This is a genomic window from Plantibacter sp. VKM Ac-2880 (genome assembly GCF_015351235.1).
In the GTDB taxonomy this organism is placed as follows: domain Bacteria; phylum Actinomycetota; class Actinomycetes; order Actinomycetales; family Microbacteriaceae; genus Plantibacter.
Genome location: NZ_JADKSJ010000002.1, coordinates 41,131 through 58,070 on the forward strand (window position 1 = coordinate 41,131; position 16,940 = coordinate 58,070).

Consider the following 16,940-nt stretch of genomic DNA (forward strand, 5'->3'; position numbering starts at 1 on the left):
CGCGTGGGCTGCAGCGCGACCGGTCAGCGGAAACTCACGCCCGAACGCTTCGAACCGGAGAGTGCACGGGAGCAAGCCTCACGGATGATCGCCGAGCTGTAGCCGCGTCGTGCCAGGTAGGCCGACAGCCGCCGTTCGGCGGTCGCCTGGTCGAACGACCGGAGCTGGCCGGCACGCTTCTCCGCGACGACCAATGCGCGCCGGAGCTCGTCGTCGTCGTCGATCGCCTCGAGGGCCTCCGCCGCGATCGACGGGTCGATCCGTCGTGCGGAGAGCTCGCGCCCGATCACCGCTCGGGACTGCCCCTTGCGGGTGTGGAGACTCTCGACGAGCTGACTCGCGAGCTCCGCGTCGTCGAGGTAGCCACGGCGACGGAGCTCGCCCAGGACATGCTCGACCTCGTCCGGCTCCGCCTCGTGGCCCCGGAGGAGTTCCGCGATCTCCCACTCCGAGGAACCACGGCGGGCGAGCCGCCGCACGGCCAGCAGGTCGAGCTCGGCCAACCGCACCTCGGGGTCGATCGGAACCTCCGGCTCCGCGACCAGCTCGTCGTCGTCGGTCGCCCCAGCATCCGTGTCGGAAGCCCAGGAGACACTCCGGGTGGCGGGCGCGGGTGGTGTCCGGTCGGCTGGGGATGACGCGGCCTGCGGCCGGCCCTGAGCCGTGCTCTGTTCGACCGTGTGCTCGGTGGGCCGGCGGCGGAGTGGGGCGACCGGGCGACCGGGCGAGGATCCCTCGCCCTCGGGTGCCGAGGGATCCTCGGTCTGGCCGACGAACCAGCCGTCGGGCTCAGGAGTCGCTTCGGCGGCCGGCCGTCGGCCGAACAGCGAGGTCACGGGTGCCAGGGTCTCCGACGGCTCGTCGGCCGGACCGGCGGGAGGGAAGGAGACGACCATGATGACCTCGCTGTTCGGGTGGGGTTAGGCGCTGCGCTTCGCAGCGGACTTCGACGCGCCGGCCGATGCGAGCTGCGGTGCCCCGCCCGTCGCCGCTTCGAGCGCGGCGGCCTCAGCGGCAGCCACCTCGGCGGCGGCGGCGTCGGCCGCCTTCTTCGTGGCGGCACCCTCGGCGCCCACACCGAGCTTGCCGAGGATGCGGCGCTCGATCTCAGCGGCGATGTCGGGGTTCTTCAGCAGGAAGTTCCGGGCGTTCTCCTTGCCCTGCCCCAGCTGGTCGCCCTCGTAGGTGTACCAGGCTCCCGCCTTCTTCACGATGGCGTGCTCGACTCCGAAGTCGATCAGCGAACCCTCACGGGAGATGCCGACGCCGTACAGGATGTCGAACTCCGCCTGACGGAACGGCGGGGCCATCTTGTTCTTGACGACCTTGACGCGGGTCCGGTTCCCGACAGCCTCGGTGCCGTCCTTCAGCGTCTCGATCCGACGGATGTCGAGGCGTACGGAGGCGTAGAACTTGAGCGCCTTACCGCCGGCGGTCGTCTCGGGGCTACCGAACATCACGCCGATCTTCTCGCGCAGCTGGTTGATGAAGATCATCGTCGTGTTCGTCTGGTTCAGTCCACCGGTCAGCTTGCGGAGCGCCTGCGACATGAGGCGGGCCTGGAGACCGACGTGCGAGTCGCCCATGTCGCCCTCGATCTCGGCGCGGGGCACGAGCGCTGCGACGGAGTCGATCACGATGAGGTCGATGGAACCGGAGCGCACGAGCATGTCGGCGATCTCGAGCGCCTGCTCACCCGTGTCGGGCTGGGAGACGAGCAGGGAATCGATGTCGACTCCGAGCTTCTTCGCGTACTCGGGGTCGAGCGCGTGCTCGGCATCGATGAAGGCCGCGATGCCCCCGGCGCGCTGGGCGTTCGCGATGGCGTGCAACGTGAGGGTCGTCTTACCCGAGGACTCCGGACCGTAGATCTCGACGATGCGGCCACGAGGGAGCCCTCCGATACCGAGCGCGACGTCGAGGGCGATCGACCCGGTGGAGACCACTTCGACCGGCGCGCGCTCGTCGCTGCCGAGACGCATCACCGAGCCCTTGCCGAACTGACGGTCGATCTGGGCGAGTGCGGTTTCGAGGGACTTCTCGCGTTCGGCTGGACTTGGCATGGTGTGCTTCTCTCTGCTCGGTGTCGGGTGCCTATAGGCTGTCGCCGCGTGTTCCGGGACCCGCTTCTCCTGAAGGTCGGGGCCCGAAGGCGACAAGGCGTCGATCGTTCGTGGTGTCTTCGACGGTACGCGCCACCACCGACATCGGCCGGTGGACGACTCGATCCGTGCAGAACGCACTCACGAATGATCCTGTGGAGGACACTAGCAGCACTAGAACGGATGTTCGAGACCGCTCGGGCGGCGTGTCGAACATCGCTCCATCACGCGGACGAGATCCGGCCGGCACCCGTCGCGACTAGGACCCCGGCTGCAGCCTGCCGACACCGTGCCGTCGGTCGTCGGGCACGTCGGTCGCCGCGCAGAGCGCGATCCACACGTCGCGCGGCGGGACACCGGCGCGAAGGGCCTCCTCCGCCGTCTTCGACCCGAACTCCGTCAGACCGAGGTCGCCCGTGAGCACCGCCCCGTAGGCCGCACCGAACTCGTCGGCGACAGCCGTCCTGAACTGACTCAGCTTCATCCCTACGCCTCCTTGTTCACCCTCGGGGACACGGAAACGCCCCGGGAGAGGGATCCCGGGGCGTCTCGACGAGGTACTCGACCCGCTCAGCGGGAGACGAGCTCGTCCAGCTCGTTGACCAGTTCGTCCGGAACGGTGTCCGGGATGTTCGGGGAGAGACCTTCGATGACCGCGAGGCGATCTCCGACCTCTCGCATGATGACGGAGATCGGGGTGTCGAGGGCGTCTGCGACCGAAGCGAGGATCTCGCTCGACGCTTCCTTCTGACCCCGCTCGACCTCGCTCAGGTATCCGAGTGCGACGCTCGCCTTGCTGGCCACCTGGCGCAGCGTGCGACCCTTCTGCAACCGGAAGTCCCTCAGCACGTCGCCGATCTCTTGACGGACTAGAACCACGTGACCCTCCCTCTGTGCTCTACGACTCCATGTCGTACAGCGCTCTGCTTCTGCAACGCGGATTCACGTCGTCCCAGCTGATCGCCGTCTCGTTCGTGGATGGCCAACATTACAACCACCGTGTGCCGAACACTAACCAGAATCACTGGGCTTTACTTGTGAATCACTGATCTGTAACGCGATGGAAACGGTAGCTATTCCAGGGATCGATGCCGGGTTTCACGCCAGGCGATCGAGTTCGCGGACGAGGGCCTCGAGGGCCGCGGCCACCGTCTGCTGCCGGATCTCCTGTCGTCCGCCGTCGAGCGCGAGTGGGACCACTCGGCCGCCCGCCCTGGTGACGATCCCGACGAAGACCGTCCCGACCGGCTGACCGTCCTGAGGATCCGGGCCGGCCACCCCGGTCGTCGCGATCCCGACGTCGGCCGGCATCCCGTCGACCGCCAACGCACGACGGACGCCGTCCGCCATCTGCAGGGCGACCTCCGGATGCACCGCACCGTGGAGCGCGAGGAGCCCCGCATCGACGCCCAGCACCGAGTGCTTGAGACGGGTGTCGTAGGCAACGACCGCACCGCGCACCGCCGCAGACGCTCCGGGGACACCGATGAGTTCGGCCGCGAGCAGGCCACCTGTGAGCGACTCGGCGACCGCGATGGTCAGGCGCGATTCGATGAGCGATGCGATGGCCTCGACCGCTCGAGGAGCCGGTTCGTCACCCGAGGCGGTGGTCATCGCTTCACCCGACGATCGAGCCGCGCACCACGGGCGGCGGTGATCACGTAGTCGATGCCGCTCGCGATGGTGAGGAGGACGGCGATGGCCATGAACACAGCGTTCACCCAGAGGACCCAGTCGCCGAGGAGGACCCAGAACGGAGCGAGGGCGAGCGAGATGGCGACGGCCTGCGCCACCGTCTTGAGCTTGCCCATCCACGCCGCGGCGACGACGTGGTCGGAGATGACCATGAACCGGTGGACGGTGATGCCGACCTCACGGACGAGCACGACGATCGTGACCCACCAGGGCAGCTCGCCGAGGATCGAGAGCGCGACCAGCGCGCCGCCCGTCAGGACCTTGTCGGCGATCGGATCGAGGATCTTGCCGAGGTCGGTGACGAGGTTGCGGCTGCGCGCGATGTGTCCGTCGATCCCGTCGCTCGCGATCGCGACGACGAAGAGCAGAGCCGCCCACCACCGGAGGGCGCCGTCCGTGCCGTCGTCGGCGAGGAGCATCCACATGAACACCGGAGCGAGCACGATCCGCGCGACGGTGATGCCGTTCGGAAGGTTCCAGTTCGAGATGCGGGGCTCAGCAGCCGCCGCGTCCGATGCCGTCATGTCTACTCCCGACCGGTGAGACTCCAGGCGTCGTCGTCAGAACCGCCCTCGACCTCAGGATAGTCCTGGAACTGCGCCTCCACGGCGTCCGGCCCATAGGGGTCGGCCGCCATGGCCGGAGCCATCGCTGCTGTGACGGGTGCCGCCGCAGCCGCCGCAGGGGCGGCCACGGGGGCCGCCGCGGAACCGTCGTCTTCGCCACGCAGGCGTGCGAGGACACCGGGCAGCTGCTCTGCGGTCACGAGGACGTCGCGAGCCTTCGAGCCCTCCGAGGGGCCGACGATCTCCCGCGACTCCATGAGGTCCATCAAGCGGCCGGCCTTCGCGAAGCCGACCCGCAGCTTCCGCTGCAGCATCGACGTCGAACCGAACTGGGTCGAGACCACGAGCTCAGCGGCCGCGAGCAGCAGCTCCAGATCGTCGCCGATGTCCGCGTCGATCTCCTTGCGCTCGGCGACGGCCTGGACGTCCTTGCGGTACTCGGGTCGTGCCTGATTGGTGACGTGCTCGACGACCCGCTGGATCTCGTTCTCGCCCACCCACGCGCCCTGCACACGGATCGACTTGTTCGCGCCCATCGGGAGGAACAGGGCGTCGCCCTGACCGATCAGTTTGTCGGCACCCGGCTGGTCGAGGATGACCCGGGAGTCCGTGACGCTCGTGACGGCGAACGCGAGCCGCGAGGGGACGTTCGCCTTGATGAGCCCGGTGACGACGTCGACCGACGGTCGCTGCGTCGCGAGGACGAGGTGGATGCCGGACGCCCGGGCCAGCTGGGTGATGCGGACGATGGAGTCCTCGACGTCGCGCGGGGCGACCATCATGAGGTCGGCGAGCTCGTCGACGACGACCAGCAGGTACGGGTACGGCTTGAGCACGCGCTCGCTCCCCGCGGGCAGCACGATCTCGTTGGCGACGACCGCCTTGTTGAAGTCGTCGATGTGCCGGTACCCGAAGCTCGCCAGGTCGTCGTAGCGCATGTCCATCTCCTTCACGACCCACTGCAGCGCTTCCGCCGCCTTCTTGGGGTTCGTGATGATGGGCGTGATGAGGTGCGGGACACCTGCGTACGGGGCGAGCTCGACACGCTTCGGGTCGATGAGGACCATCCGGACCTCGCTCGGCTTCGCGCGCATGAGCAGGGAGGTGATCATGGAGTTCACGAACACGGACTTCCCGGAACCGGTCGACCCGGCCACCAGGAGGTGGGGCATCTTCGCGAGGTTCGCGACCACGTAGCCGCCGCCGACGTCCTTGCCGACGCCGATGGTCATGGGGTGGTTGCTGTTCGTCGCGGCCGTCGAGCGGAGGATGTCGCCGAGGGTGACGATCTCGCGGTCGGTGTTCGGGATCTCGATGCCGATGGCGCTCTTACCGGGGATCGGAGAGAGGATGCGCACCTCGTTCGAGGCGACGGCGTAGGAGAGGTTCTTACTGAGCGCCGTCACGCGTTCGACCTTCACGCCCGGGCCGAGCTCGATCTCGTACTGCGTGACGGTCGGGCCGCGGGAGAAGCCGGTGACCTTGGCGTCGACGCCGAACTGGTCGAGGACACTGGTGATCGCTGCGACCGCTTCGTCGTTCGCAGCGCTGTGCGTCTTGGCGGGCTCGCCCGCCGCGAGCGTTCCGGCGGACGGCAGGCGGTACGGGGTCTCGTCGTGGCTCTGCGCGAGCGGACGTGCCGAGAAGTCGATCTGGTCGGGCGCACCGAGCAGGGCCGGGTCGAGGTCTTCGATGACCTCCGTCGCACCGGGGATGCTGTCGTCGTGCAGGCCGGTCTGCGGCTTGATCTCACCCGTGTTGAACCGTTTGACTGCGCTCTCCGCGGCTTCGAGGTCGCCGAGGAGTTCCGAGCCGAAGGCGTCGTGGACCGGCGCGGCCTTCGGAGACGGCGCAGGCGTGGCGACCGGTTCGATCGGCGAGTCGAAGCCGCCACTCGGCTTGTCGAGGCCGAGGAGGTCGGTCATGTTGTCGCCCATGAGCGGATCCTCGAACGACGGATCGTCTTCGCGACGGCTCGTGTTCCGGCGCCACCAGGGCAGGGCCGCCGGCTCGTCCGGCTCTTCGTCGAGGTCGTCCAGTCGCTTTGTCCGGGAGCGCTTCGTCTCGGCCGAAGCCTCCTCCTGCTCGGCCTCCGGCTGCTCACCGAACATCCACGCGGAGAACTGCCGGAAGCGCGCACCGACGCGGTTCGGAGGCGTCTTCGTGACGATGAACAGGCTGAGGAGGATGAGGAGGGAGATCAGGACCGTCGCACCGATGGGCGTGATGACGGCGGCGAGCGGCGCACCGAGGATCCAGCCGAGGAGGCCACCGGCCTGTGCGAGGGCCGGGAGGCCCTGGCTGGGGTTCGGTTGACCGCCGTGGATGTGGCACAGCGCCGAGATGCTGATGAGCAGGAGCCCGAGTCCGATGCTGATGCGCCCGTTGTCGTCGACCGAGGCAGGGTGTCGGAACAGCCAGACGGCGAACACGATCATGATCACCGGGAGCACGAAGGCGAGTCGGCCGAACAGCCCGCCGAAGGACCACGCGTCGAAGGTCTGCGCGATCGGATCGGCCGCGCCGAACCATTCGACCACGGCACCGGTGACCGCCAGCAGGAAGAGCAGGAAGGGGAAGCCGTCGCGGCGGTCCTCCTTGGCGATGCGCTCGGGGCCGAGCGCCCTGACGGCACCGCCCACGCCGTGCGCGAGGCCGAGCCACACCGTGGTGACGATGCTGCGCTGCTCCTCCGCGGCCGGGTAGGCGACGGTCTTCTGCTGCTTGGTGGTCGACGCGCCCGACTTCGGCGTGGCCTTCGTGGCGGACTTCGTGCTGGTGGTGCGCGACGAGGCGCCACTCGGCGGCGAAGCGCTGCGCGAACGGCTGGTCGAGTTGGAACGTGCGGCCATGGGTTCACGGTACTCGTCGCCACCGACGCAGCCCGGCAAGCTGTCGGGGTGTCCACGATCCGCGCGGCCCCTGGCGGTCAGCGGAGATTCAGGACCATCGTGTCGCGCGTGCCCCGGCGGTCGAGGGTCGCGAAGCCCTCGGAGCGGTACAGGGCCACGGCGTGGTTCGCGCGCTCGACGCTGAGGCTGATGCGCTGATACCCCGCGGCCCTCGCGCGGAGGACCGTCGCCTGCAGGAGCTGCCGTCCGAGGCCCTGGGCCCGGTGGATCGGACTGACCCCGAGGATGAGCTCCGGGACGCCGGGGGCCACGTAGCCGAACCCCGGGGCGTCGGCGGGGAACAGGCGGTACCACGACGCACCGACGACCGCCCCGTCGTGGGTCTCGGCGATGACGCCGGCGTCCCCGGGGCGGCGCCAGCCGTGCACGTAACGAGTGTGCTGCGTGTCGGCGAGGACGGCCGCTCGGGTGCGGAACCCGGCGGCGCTCCAGTTCGCCGCCTCGACCATCATGTCGGTGAGCACGCGCACATCTTCCGCTACAGCGTCGCGGATCGAGTAGACCGCCATGGACGGATGGTACGCCACCGGTGTTTCGAGCAGATGACAGCGCCTTGGGCGTCGTCAGTACCGGATCGCGTCGATCACCTTCACCCGGACGGCGACGAGCGCCGGGAGGAGGCCTGCGATGGCACCGACGGCGGTGGCGCTGACGAGCCCGAGCACCGCGGCCTCGACCGGGAACGGTGGGAAGTCCGTCACGAGCCCCTGCCCGATGAACTGCTCGACGATCGGGCTCTTCACCACCGCCACCGCCACCATCACGCCGATGACGCCGGCGACGAACGTGGCGACGACGCTCTCCATCATCACTGCGAAGAAGACCCGTGGCGCCGTGGCCCCGAAGCTGCGACGGATGCCGATCTCGCGGATCCGCTGGCGGACGGTGACGAGCGAGAGGTTGATGAGCCCGAGCGCACCGAGCAACAGGATGAGGCCGGCGACCGCGCCCACCACGAGCTTGAGCGACAACAGCGGGTCCTCCCCCGTCTGCCCGAAGTCGTTGCGGAAGACGTCGACCCCGTACGCGTCACCGAGCTCGGCTCGCAGGTCGGACTGGATCCGCTGGGTGAACGCCTCGGCGTCGGCGTTCGGGACCCAGAACTCGAACTGGGGAAGCTGGCCCGACTGGCCGGCCGCCTCGTCGGCGCCTGAGACCGGACCGATCGCGGTGACGCCGGCCGGCAGGATCGACAGCTGAGGTTCGGTGTCCCACTCGTTGCTCGCGTACACCCCGACGACGACGGCCGTGATCGCGCGCTCCCCGTGGATCGTGACCGTCGGGTGCGACTCGATGGGCGGCGAGCCGAGGCGCTGCCAGAACGCGGGGTTGACGACGACCGCCGGCGCGAGGCGGTCGCCGTCGTCGGCCTGGAACCAGGTGCCCTCGTCGAGCCGGATGCGGTGCATCTCGCCGTACGGGACGTCGACCACGGTCGATGCCACCGGCACGGTCCCGTCGGCGAACTGGACGTTCAGCTGCAGGCTGCCGGACTGCGAGACGTACTCGATGTCGTAGCGTTCGGCCAGCTCGTGGACCGCGGTGACGAAGGCCTCCGGGTCGGGTTGTCCGGTGCCGGTGCTGTAGGCGGACGCCATGAGCGTGGCCGGCCGGCCGCCGTAGCGTTCCTGCGACTCGGTCTGCGCTTGAGCGGCGAGCGACGACATGCCGACCATGCTCGTGAGGGCGCACACGGCGACGCCGACACCGATGAGCGACAGGATCACGCGACCGCGATGGATGCGCAGCTCCTGTGCCGCCTCCACGACGGCTCCGACGATCGAGGTCAGGATCCTAGACATCCGCCGCCTCCAACTCCTCGTCGGGCGTGAGGACGCCGTGGTCGAGGCGGTGATGCGTCGTCGCGAGCCTCGCGATCGCGCGGTCGTGGGTGATCGTCACGAGCGCAGCCCCTGTCGACGTGGCCACCTCGTCGAGCAGCGACATGACGGAGGTGCCGGTCTCGACGTCGAGGGCTCCGGTCGGCTCGTCCGCCAGGATCAGGCGGGGACCGCGGACGAGCGACCGCGCGATCGCGACACGCTGCTGCTCACCGCCGGACAGCTTCGTCGGCATCGCGTCGAGTCGGTCGCCGAGCCCGACCCGTTCGAGCATCGCCGCCGCGATCTCCCGGCGACGCCAGAAGGACCGCCCGCTCGCGTACAGCAACGGTGTCGTGACGTTCTCGAGCGCGGTCCGACCGGGTAGGAGGTTGAACTGCTGGAAGACGAAGCCGATCTGGGCACCGCGAAGGCGGTCCCGCGCTCCGGAGCCGAGCCGCTCAGCGGGACGACCGTCGAAGACGAGGGAACCCGAGGTCGGCTTGTCGAGCAGACCGAGCAGGTTCAGCAGCGTCGACTTCCCCGAACCCGAGCGCCCGACGATCGAGACCCGATCCCCCTCGTGCACCTCGAGGTCGACGCCGTCGAGGATGGTCAAGGGCGGGGCGTCGGGGATCTGGACGACCCTGGTGACCCCGCGGAGTTCGAGGAGGGTCACCCGACCGACCCTTCGCAGCTCATGCTGCCGTCCGGCAGCGCCGTGCACCCCTCGGGGACCGGAGCGACGGCCCCGGGCACGAACTGCAACACGGAGTCGCCCTCGGCGAGTCCGTCGATGATCTGCACCTGCTGCCCGTCGTTCAGGCCGAGCGTGACGGGTCGCTCCTCCTGCGTGCCGTCCGCGCCGACGACCCACACGGTCCCGGTGCCCGCTGACCCCTTGACCGCGGTCGTCGGGAGGACGAGGACGTTCTCCGCGGTCCCGCCCGCGAGCTCGATCGTCGCCGCGAGTCCGGCGAAGACCCGGACGTCGCCGGGCACCGCGCACGTGACCGAGGTGCCGCCAGCTCCTGGCGTCTGTCCGGTGCCGCCGCCCGAGGTCGGCTCCTCGTCGTCGTCGCCGCCGGTGGTCGGTGTCGTGACGCGCACCGCCGGGCAGACGAACGGGGCCGGGCCACCGTTGATCGTGACCGTCGCCTCACCCGGGATGGTGAGCAGGCGGTACTGCTTGTCGGCGCTCAAGGAACCCGTGATCGAGAACGTCGCCGGAGAGACCTGAGCGACGGCGTCGCCGATCTGCACGGACTGGCCATGGATCAGCTTGACGTTGCCGAGGGTCCCGGCGACGGGCGCCGTCACCTGGACGAACCGTTCCTTGCCCTCCTCGTCGATGGTCTTGACGTCGAGGATGGGGTCGCCCTCGGCCAGGACGGCGCCCTTGGCGGCGAACACCTCGTCGACCGTGCCGGCGACCGTCGACTTCGCGGTGCTGGCCGGATCGGCGACGACCTGGCCCTCCACCGAGACGGTGTTGACCACGGTGCCGAGTGCAGCCTGCACCTCAGGCTCCACGAGGCTCCCGGTCGGCTGCGTGGGCCCGTCCTCGGCGGGCGCGTCCGGGAGGAACGCGACCTTCACGAGGGCGACCGCGATCGCGGCGAAGACGAGCAGTTTCAGAACGGGGAACACCCAGGTGCGGACAACGCCCACGCCGACCTCCGGAATCCACCGCAGTCGGAGTGACGAGCGGCCATAGGAGCTTCCACGGTAGCAACGCGGAAGGCGGTCGGCATCACCCTCGCGAATGATGTCCGACCGCCTCCTGGCGGGTTGCGTCGAGTGGACCCGACGGACCGATCAGGCCTCGATGACCAGCGGCACGATCATCGGACGGCGCCGGAACGAGGTGTTGACCCACCGTCCGACGGTCCGACGGATGACCTGCGACAACGCGTGCGTGTCGCGGACCCCGTTCTCGGCGGCTTCGGCGAGGGCCTTCGCGACCTTCGGCTTGATGTCGGCGAAGACCTTGTCGTCCTCGGCGAAGCCCTTGGCGTGCACCTCTGGGCCGGAGATGATGTGGCCCGTCTTCGAGTCGACGACGACGATGACCGAGATGAAGCCCTCCTCGGCGAGGATGCGGCGGTCCTTGAGGTCGGCGTCCGTGATCTCGCCGACCGTCGAGCCGTCGACGTAGACGAGGCCGACGTCGAGCTGACCGACGACCTTCGCGACGCCGTCCTTCAGGTCGATGACGATCCCGTCCTCACCGATGAAGGTGTTCTGGGCGGGGACGCCGCTGTCGATGGCGAGCTTCTGGTTGGCGACGAGGTGACGGTACTCGCCGTGGACCGGGAGCACGTTCTTCGGCTGCAGGATGTTGTAGCAGTAGAGGAGCTCGCCGGCGGCCGCGTGACCGGAGACGTGCACCTTCGCGTTGCCCTTGTGGACGACGTTGGCGCCGAGCTTCGTGAGCCCGTCGATCACGCGGTAGACGGCGTTCTCGTTGCCCGGGATGAGGCTCGAGGCGAGGATGACGGTGTCACCCGGGCCCGGCTCGATCGCGTGGTCGAGGTTCGCCATCCGACTGAGGACGGCCATGGGCTCGCCCTGCGACCCGGTCGACATGTAGACGATCTTGTCCTCGGGGAGGTCCTTCGCCTTCTTGTAGTCGATGAGCAGCCCCTCCGGCACGTTGAGGTACCCGAGGTCGGCGGCGATGCCCATGTTGCGCACCATCGAACGACCGAGGAACGCGACCCGTCGACCGTGGGCGTGCGCCGCGTCGAGGACCTGCTGGACGCGGTGGACGTGGCTCGAGAAGCTCGCGACGATGACGCGACGCTCGGACTTCGCGATGACCTGGTCGAGGACCGGGCCGATCGACCGCTCGAGCGGGGTGAAGCCTGGGACGTCGGCGTTCGTGGAGTCGACGAGGAAGAGGTCGACACCCTCCTCGCCGAGGCGCGCGAAGGCACGGAGGTCGGTCAGGCGGCCGTCGAGCGGCAGCTGGTCCATCTTGAAGTCGCCTGTGACGAGCACCGTGCCGGCGTCGGTGTCGATGAAGACCGCGAGGGCGTCGGGGATCGAGTGGTTGACCGCGACGAACTCGAGGTCGAACGGACCGAGCGCCTCGATCTGCCCCTCCTTGACCGGAAGGGTGTAGGGCACGATGCGGTGTTCCTTGAGCTTCGCCTCGATGAGCGCGAGCGTCAGCCCGGAGCCGATCAGCGGGATGTCCTTGCGGAGCTTCAGGAGGTAGGGCACGGCACCGATGTGGTCCTCGTGGCCGTGCGTGAGCACGACGCCGACGATGTCGTCGAGCCGGTCCTTGATGGAGGTGAAGTCGGGCAGGATCAGGTCGACGCCCGGCTGGTGCTCTTCGGGGAAGAGCACGCCGCAGTCGACGATCAGGATCTTGCCGTCGATCTCGAAGCAGGTCATGTTCCTGCCGATCTCGCCGAGTCCTCCGATGGGGATGACGCGGAGCGTCCCCGGTTCGAGGACTGGCGGATCGATGATGGTATTGGGCATGTAGCCCCCCTCTGGTTTGTCTAGCGAGTCGTACCGGCGACCTTGGGCAGCGCGCCACCGGCGGCGGCGTTGCGGTCTGGCCGGAAGTTGCGGAAGTCGACGCCTGGGATGTCCTTCACCAGGTCGATCTCATCCTCGATCTGCGCGGCCTCCCACTCTTCCGGACCGACCAGCGGAAGACGCACCCGCGGGCTCTGGATCCGGCCGAGGCCGTGCAAGATGTATTTGGCGGCGACAGTGCCGGGTACGTGGGTCATGACCGCGCGCACGAGGGGCTCGAGCTGCCGGTGCGCCGCAGTGGCCGCGGCGAGGTCGCCGGCGTTCACCGCGTCGATCATGTGTCGGTAGGGCGTCGGGGCGATGTTCGCCGTGACGCCGATGAGCCCGGTGCCACCGATCGCGAGCGTCGGCAACGCGTTGGCGTCGTCTCCGGCGAAGTACATGAGGTCCGTCTGGTTCATCACGCGGCTGACCTCGCTGAGGTCGCCCTTGGCGTCCTTGACGGCGAGGATGTTCGGGTGCTTCGCGGCGCGGAGGATCGTCTCGTAGGTGATCGGGATCCCGGTGCGTCCGGGGATGTCGTAGAGGATGACCGGCAGATCGGTGGAGTCCGCGATCATGCGGAAGTGGGTGAGCACGCCGGCCTGGGTCGGCTTGTTGTAGTACGGGGTGACGATCATGTTGCCGTCGGCGCCCGCCTGCGCGCTCTTCTTCGCGAGTTCGATCGCGTGCGCCGTCTCGTTCGAGCCGCCACCCGTGATGATCTTCGCGCGCCCACCCGCGACGTCCTTGCCGACCTCGACGAGCTTGATCTTCTCCGGGTCCGTCAGCGTGGACGTCTCGCCGGTGGTGCCGGTGACGACGATGCCGTCGGCGCCCGCGGTCACGACGTCGTCGATGTGTCGTTCGACGGCCTTCCAGTCCACCTCGCCGTCGGCGGTGAACGGCGTCACCAGGGCGACGAGGACTTGACCGAAGGGGTTCTCTGCACGCGACACGGTCTCAGGCTATCGGGTTTCCCCCTCCGGGGTCACCACCGGAGGGGTCCTGACGCGGGTCTGGGAGCACGCCTGGAGCGTCCCGTCGACCGGGTGTCCGCTCCGGTCGATCCGGTTAGGCTGACCCCACGAGTACCCGCGCCGATGCACCCCTGCACGGCCCGACGACGATGGAGGTCACACCATGGCGGTAACGAGCGAAGCGACGACGGTCTGGAACGGCACGCTGTTCGAAGGGTCAGGGCATACGAGTCTCGACACCTCGGAGGCCGCGGAGTTCGCCGTGGACTGGAAGGCCCGCTCCGAGGGTTCCAACACGACCACCACCCCGGAGGAGCTGCTGGGAGCAGCGCACGCCTCCTGCTACTCGATGGCCTTCGCGAACGAGCTCACCACGGCCGGATTCCCGCCGGAGCGCATCCAGGCGACCGCGGCCGTCTCCTTCATCCCCGGCACCGGGATCACCGGCAGCCACCTCCTCGTCAGCGCGGTCGTCCCCGGCATCTCGGAGGCGGACTTCGAGCGCATCGCCGCAGCGGCGAAGGACGGCTGCCCGGTGTCTCAGGCCCTCGCCGGGATCCCGATCACCCTCGAAGCCAGCCTCGCGTAACCTCCCCCGCCCCGCAGCACGACCAGGAAGGCGACGCGCATGCGCATCGTGATCGGCGGAGCCTCCGGGCTCATCGGAACCGCACTCGGCGGCTCGCTCGAGTCGGACGGCCACGAGGTCGTCCGGCTCGTCCGGCGCCCGGCCCGCGGGCCGGGCGAAGCCGAATGGGATCCGCTCGCGGGTTCCCTCGACCCCGCCGTGTTGGATGGGGCGGACGCGGTGGTGAACCTGTCCGGCGCGTCGCTCGGCAAGCTCCCGTGGACGCCCGCCTACCAGTCGACAATCCTGTGGTCGCGTCTCAGTGCCACCCGCGCCCTCGTGGACGCGATGCACCGGGCCGATCAGCCGCCGGCGGCGTTCCTCAGTGGCTCGGCGGTCGGTTACTACGGCGACCGCCCGGGCGAGACGCTCACGGAGGAGTCCACCCCCGGGTCCGGGTTCCTCGCCGACGTGGTCGTGGCCTGGGAGGAGTCCGCCCTCGCCGCCCCGGAGTCCGTGCGCACGGTGCTGCTGCGCAACGGCATCGTCGTCGACCTCGACGGCGTCCTCAAGCCGCTCGCGCCGCTCACCCGATTCGGACTCGCCGGTCCGCTGGGGACCGGTCGTCAGTACTGGCCGTGGATCGGCCTGGCGGACGAGGTCAGGGCGATCACCCACCTCGTGACCTCCTCACTCAGCGGCCCCGTGAACCTCTGCGGGCCGCAGGCGGCCAGAGCCGACGACCTCATGTTCGAGCTCGCACGACGGATGAACCGGCCCTACCTCCTGCGCGCTCCGAAGTTCGCCCTCAAAGCGCTGCTCGGTGACGCGGCCGACGGTCTCCTGCTCAGCGATCAGCGCGTCGAGCCCCGCAAGCTCCTGCAGGACGGGTTCACGTTCAACACGCCGACCGTCGAAGACGCCCTGGCCGAGGCCCTCGCGCGGAGCTGAACGCCCTCATTCGCGCGCGAGCCGGATCGCCTGTCGGATGGCGGCCCTGGCTCGCCGACGATCGCCGGCCCCGTCGTAGACGAGACCGAGCCGGTACCAGCTGCGCCAATCGTCGGGTGCGGCCTCGGCTTCGTCCCGGTACTTCGGGAACAGCTCGTCGGCTGCGTCTCGCAACGGCCGCCCGCTCTCGCGGGTCTCGACCTGCTCGGGCGGGAGTCCGCCCTCCGTCTCGAGACGGACGCCGAGCCGCTCGGCTCCCACGCCGAAGGCGATCTCGCGCCAGAGCGCCCAGACGCCGACGACGGGGAGGACGATGAGCGCCGCGCCCATCGCGATGCCGACGGGCTCCCCTGTGCCGAGGAGGACGACGGCGCGGTGCCCGACGAGGACGATGTAGAGGACGAGCAGGATCGCGAGGATCGCGACCATCACACGGGTCTTCACAGGGTGCTGGCCGCCGCGGCTTGGCCGGACACTTGCTCGGGAGCGCCTGTTGCCGCGCGCCCGCCCGCCGGCGCCGGACGGTCGATCCCGAGGTCGAGGAGACTGTCGAGCCCGACGGTGACGCCCCGAGCGTCGCGTGCCGCTGCGAGGGCGAGTCGGATGCCGCGCTCGTAGGAGGCCGGCGAGATGGTGTCGTGGGTGATCGTGACGAGTTCGTCGACGCCTCCGAACACGACCTGCTGGCGTGCGACGACGCCCTGGAGCCGCAGGCTGTGGATCGGGATGCTCGAGACCTGCTGCCCTCGGGCACGCTGGTCGGTGTGCGGTGCGGCGACCGGTCCGCGGTCGCCGCGGGCGTCCATCATCAGCTCGGCGGTCCGCACCGCGGTGCCGGAGGGGGAGTCGACCTTGGTGTCGCGATGGGACTCGATGATCTCGATCGAGTCGAAGAACCGGGCGGCGACGGTCGCGAGGCTCGTCGACAGGACGGACCCCAGGGAGAAGTTCGGGATGATCACGACCCCCTGGTCCGGCAGCTCGGCGAGTCGACGCCCGAGGCGGTGGACGCGGTCGGCCGACCATCCGCTCGTGCCGACGAGGACGTTGATGCCCTGGGAGACGGCGTGGTCGACGATCCGTTGGCTGACGCCGGGGACCGTGACGTCGACGACGAGGTCGGCGCCGTCCATCTCGCTCAGCTCGCTGGAGGATCCGAGCGAGGCGACCAGGTCGAAGTCGTCGAGTGAAGCGATGATGCTCGTGAACAGTCGGCCCATCTTGCCGCTCGCGCCGGCCAGCGCCACTCGTGTCGTCATGCCCTCAGCTTACGTGCTGCCCGCAGGGGTCGTCCTAGGCTGGAGGCATGCTGACCTTCTCCCCCGCCGCCGTCGACACGGAGCCCGCCGCCACCCTCCTCGGTGAGTACTTCACCTCCCGCGAGCTCGGCTTCACGGGCGGGACGTACCGGATCTTCACCCCGGACCCGGCGATGTTCACCCCACCCAGCGGCGTCTTCCTCGTCGCCTCCGAGGACGAGGAGCCCGTCGGATGCGGGGGCGTCCGCCGCATCGCCGACGCCGATGACGGCGCCGTGCGGTTCGAGATCAAGCATCTGTGGTTGCGTCCGTCGACGAGGGGCAAGGGGTACGGGCGCGCGATGCTGACGGCGCTCGAGGAGCGCGCGGTGCAGCTCGGCGCCACCCGCCTGGTGCTCGACACGAATGCGACCCTGGCCGCCGCCGGGGGTCTGTACCGCACGAGCGGGTACGTCGACGTCCCCGCCTACAACGACAACCCGAACGCGACCAACTGGTACGCGAAGGAGGTCTGAGCACCTCGACAGGCTCGGCGACCGGGTACGGCCGGGGA

Annotated in this window: 18 protein-coding genes; 3 read left to right on the plus strand and 15 right to left on the minus strand. The window is 69.3% G+C overall.

Annotation, left to right across the window (positions count from 1 at the left end):
* Positions 1-23: 23 nt before the first annotated feature.
* The 13 genes from ITJ57_RS12420 to dapA form a co-directional block, all read right to left on the minus strand.
* Positions 24-896 (minus strand): regulatory protein RecX, encoded by an 873-nt coding sequence (locus ITJ57_RS12420; protein ID WP_194670447.1) that lies wholly within the window; start codon positions 894-896, stop codon positions 24-26.
* 24 nt (positions 897-920) lie between these two features.
* On the minus strand, positions 921-2,063 hold the full coding sequence (gene recA / locus ITJ57_RS12425) for a recombinase RecA (protein WP_082456166.1): 1,143 nt from the start codon (positions 2,061-2,063) through the stop codon (positions 921-923).
* 298 nt (positions 2,064-2,361) lie between these two features.
* Positions 2,362-2,586, minus strand: coding sequence for a DUF3046 domain-containing protein (locus ITJ57_RS12430; RefSeq protein ID WP_056781914.1), 225 nt, complete (start codon positions 2,584-2,586; stop codon positions 2,362-2,364).
* 86 nt (positions 2,587-2,672) lie between these two features.
* Positions 2,673-2,981 carry a helix-turn-helix domain-containing protein gene (locus ITJ57_RS12435; RefSeq protein WP_056012120.1) on the minus strand — a complete coding sequence of 103 codons (309 nt, stop codon included), beginning with the start codon at positions 2,979-2,981 and terminating at the stop codon, positions 2,673-2,675.
* Between the two features lie 219 nt (positions 2,982-3,200).
* Entirely contained in the window at positions 3,201-3,716 is a 516-nt protein-coding gene (locus ITJ57_RS12440; protein ID WP_194670448.1) for a CinA family protein, read from the minus strand.
* Complete coding sequence (gene pgsA / locus ITJ57_RS12445; protein WP_194670449.1) at positions 3,713-4,321, minus strand: CDP-diacylglycerol--glycerol-3-phosphate 3-phosphatidyltransferase; 609 nt, start codon at positions 4,319-4,321, stop codon at positions 3,713-3,715. The genes ITJ57_RS12440 and pgsA overlap by 4 nt, the downstream gene beginning before the upstream one ends.
* A 2-nt stretch (positions 4,322-4,323) precedes the next feature.
* Positions 4,324-7,215 (minus strand): DNA translocase FtsK, encoded by a 2,892-nt coding sequence (locus tag ITJ57_RS12450; RefSeq protein WP_194670450.1) that lies wholly within the window; start codon positions 7,213-7,215, stop codon positions 4,324-4,326.
* 77 nt (positions 7,216-7,292) lie between these two features.
* Entirely contained in the window at positions 7,293-7,784 is a 492-nt protein-coding gene (locus tag ITJ57_RS12455; protein WP_194670451.1) for a GNAT family N-acetyltransferase, read from the minus strand.
* Between the two features lie 54 nt (positions 7,785-7,838).
* Entirely contained in the window at positions 7,839-9,077 is a 1,239-nt protein-coding gene (locus tag ITJ57_RS12460; protein WP_194670452.1) for an ABC transporter permease, read from the minus strand.
* Complete coding sequence (locus tag ITJ57_RS12465; protein WP_056012139.1) at positions 9,070-9,774, minus strand: ABC transporter ATP-binding protein; 705 nt, start codon at positions 9,772-9,774, stop codon at positions 9,070-9,072. Before ITJ57_RS12465 ends, ITJ57_RS12460 begins: the two co-directional genes overlap by 8 nt.
* Entirely contained in the window at positions 9,771-10,766 is a 996-nt protein-coding gene (locus ITJ57_RS12470; protein WP_194670453.1) for a hypothetical protein, read from the minus strand. The genes ITJ57_RS12465 and ITJ57_RS12470 overlap by 4 nt, the downstream gene beginning before the upstream one ends.
* 147 nt (positions 10,767-10,913) lie before the next feature.
* Positions 10,914-12,590, minus strand: a complete 1,677-nt coding sequence (locus ITJ57_RS12475) for a ribonuclease J (protein WP_056012144.1) — start codon at positions 12,588-12,590, stop codon at positions 10,914-10,916.
* 20 nt (positions 12,591-12,610) lie between these two features.
* Positions 12,611-13,588, minus strand: coding sequence for a 4-hydroxy-tetrahydrodipicolinate synthase (gene dapA / locus ITJ57_RS12480; RefSeq protein ID WP_194670454.1), 978 nt, complete (start codon positions 13,586-13,588; stop codon positions 12,611-12,613).
* Positions 13,589-13,772: 184 nt separating this feature from the next.
* Between dapA and ITJ57_RS12485 the strand changes: the two genes are divergently transcribed.
* Complete coding sequence (locus ITJ57_RS12485) at positions 13,773-14,198, plus strand: OsmC family peroxiredoxin (RefSeq protein WP_056781902.1); 426 nt, start codon at positions 13,773-13,775, stop codon at positions 14,196-14,198.
* A gap of 39 nt (positions 14,199-14,237) precedes the next feature.
* On the plus strand, positions 14,238-15,128 hold the full coding sequence (locus ITJ57_RS12490; RefSeq protein ID WP_194670455.1) for a TIGR01777 family oxidoreductase: 891 nt from the start codon (positions 14,238-14,240) through the stop codon (positions 15,126-15,128).
* Positions 15,129-15,134: 6 nt separating this feature from the next.
* On the opposite strand, the gene ITJ57_RS12495 is transcribed toward ITJ57_RS12490, so the two are convergent.
* Positions 15,135-15,557 carry a hypothetical protein gene (locus ITJ57_RS12495; protein WP_228507233.1) on the minus strand — a complete coding sequence of 141 codons (423 nt, stop codon included), beginning with the start codon at positions 15,555-15,557 and terminating at the stop codon, positions 15,135-15,137.
* A gap of 11 nt (positions 15,558-15,568) precedes the next feature.
* The gene (gene dapB, locus ITJ57_RS12500; RefSeq protein ID WP_194670457.1) at positions 15,569-16,387 is read right to left on the minus strand and encodes a 4-hydroxy-tetrahydrodipicolinate reductase; all 819 of its coding nucleotides are present in this window, start codon (positions 16,385-16,387) and stop codon (positions 15,569-15,571) included.
* A gap of 47 nt (positions 16,388-16,434) precedes the next feature.
* On the opposite strand from dapB, the gene ITJ57_RS12505 reads away from it, so the two are divergent.
* Complete coding sequence (locus tag ITJ57_RS12505) at positions 16,435-16,902, plus strand: GNAT family N-acetyltransferase (protein ID WP_194670458.1); 468 nt, start codon at positions 16,435-16,437, stop codon at positions 16,900-16,902.
* Positions 16,903-16,940 lie beyond the last annotated feature (38 nt).

Bases quoted from the DNA above. Each gene is read 5' to 3' on its own strand.
- ITJ57_RS12420 (WP_194670447.1), bottom strand. From the start codon at position 896: ATGGTCGTCTCCTTCCCTCCCGCCGGTCCGGCCGACGAGCCGTCGGAG.
- recA (WP_082456166.1), bottom strand. From the start codon at position 2,063: ATGCCAAGTCCAGCCGAACGCGAGAAGTCCCTCGAAACCGCACTCGCC.
- ITJ57_RS12430 (WP_056781914.1), bottom strand. From the start codon at position 2,586: ATGAAGCTGAGTCAGTTCAGGACGGCTGTCGCCGACGAGTTCGGTGCG.
- ITJ57_RS12440 (WP_194670448.1), bottom strand. From the start codon at position 3,716: ATGACCACCGCCTCGGGTGACGAACCGGCTCCTCGAGCGGTCGAGGCC.
- pgsA (WP_194670449.1), bottom strand. From the start codon at position 4,321: ATGACGGCATCGGACGCGGCGGCTGCTGAGCCCCGCATCTCGAACTGG.
- ITJ57_RS12450 (WP_194670450.1), bottom strand. From the start codon at position 7,215: ATGGCCGCACGTTCCAACTCGACCAGCCGTTCGCGCAGCGCTTCGCCG.
- ITJ57_RS12455 (WP_194670451.1), bottom strand. From the start codon at position 7,784: ATGGCGGTCTACTCGATCCGCGACGCTGTAGCGGAAGATGTGCGCGTG.
- ITJ57_RS12460 (WP_194670452.1), bottom strand. From the start codon at position 9,077: ATGTCTAGGATCCTGACCTCGATCGTCGGAGCCGTCGTGGAGGCGGCA.
- ITJ57_RS12475 (WP_056012144.1), bottom strand. From the start codon at position 12,590: ATGCCCAATACCATCATCGATCCGCCAGTCCTCGAACCGGGGACGCTC.
- ITJ57_RS12485 (WP_056781902.1), top strand. From the start codon at position 13,773: ATGGCGGTAACGAGCGAAGCGACGACGGTCTGGAACGGCACGCTGTTC.
- ITJ57_RS12490 (WP_194670455.1), top strand. From the start codon at position 14,238: ATGCGCATCGTGATCGGCGGAGCCTCCGGGCTCATCGGAACCGCACTC.
- ITJ57_RS12495 (WP_228507233.1), bottom strand. From the start codon at position 15,557: ATGGTCGCGATCCTCGCGATCCTGCTCGTCCTCTACATCGTCCTCGTC.
- dapB (WP_194670457.1), bottom strand. From the start codon at position 16,387: ATGACGACACGAGTGGCGCTGGCCGGCGCGAGCGGCAAGATGGGCCGA.
- ITJ57_RS12505 (WP_194670458.1), top strand. From the start codon at position 16,435: ATGCTGACCTTCTCCCCCGCCGCCGTCGACACGGAGCCCGCCGCCACC.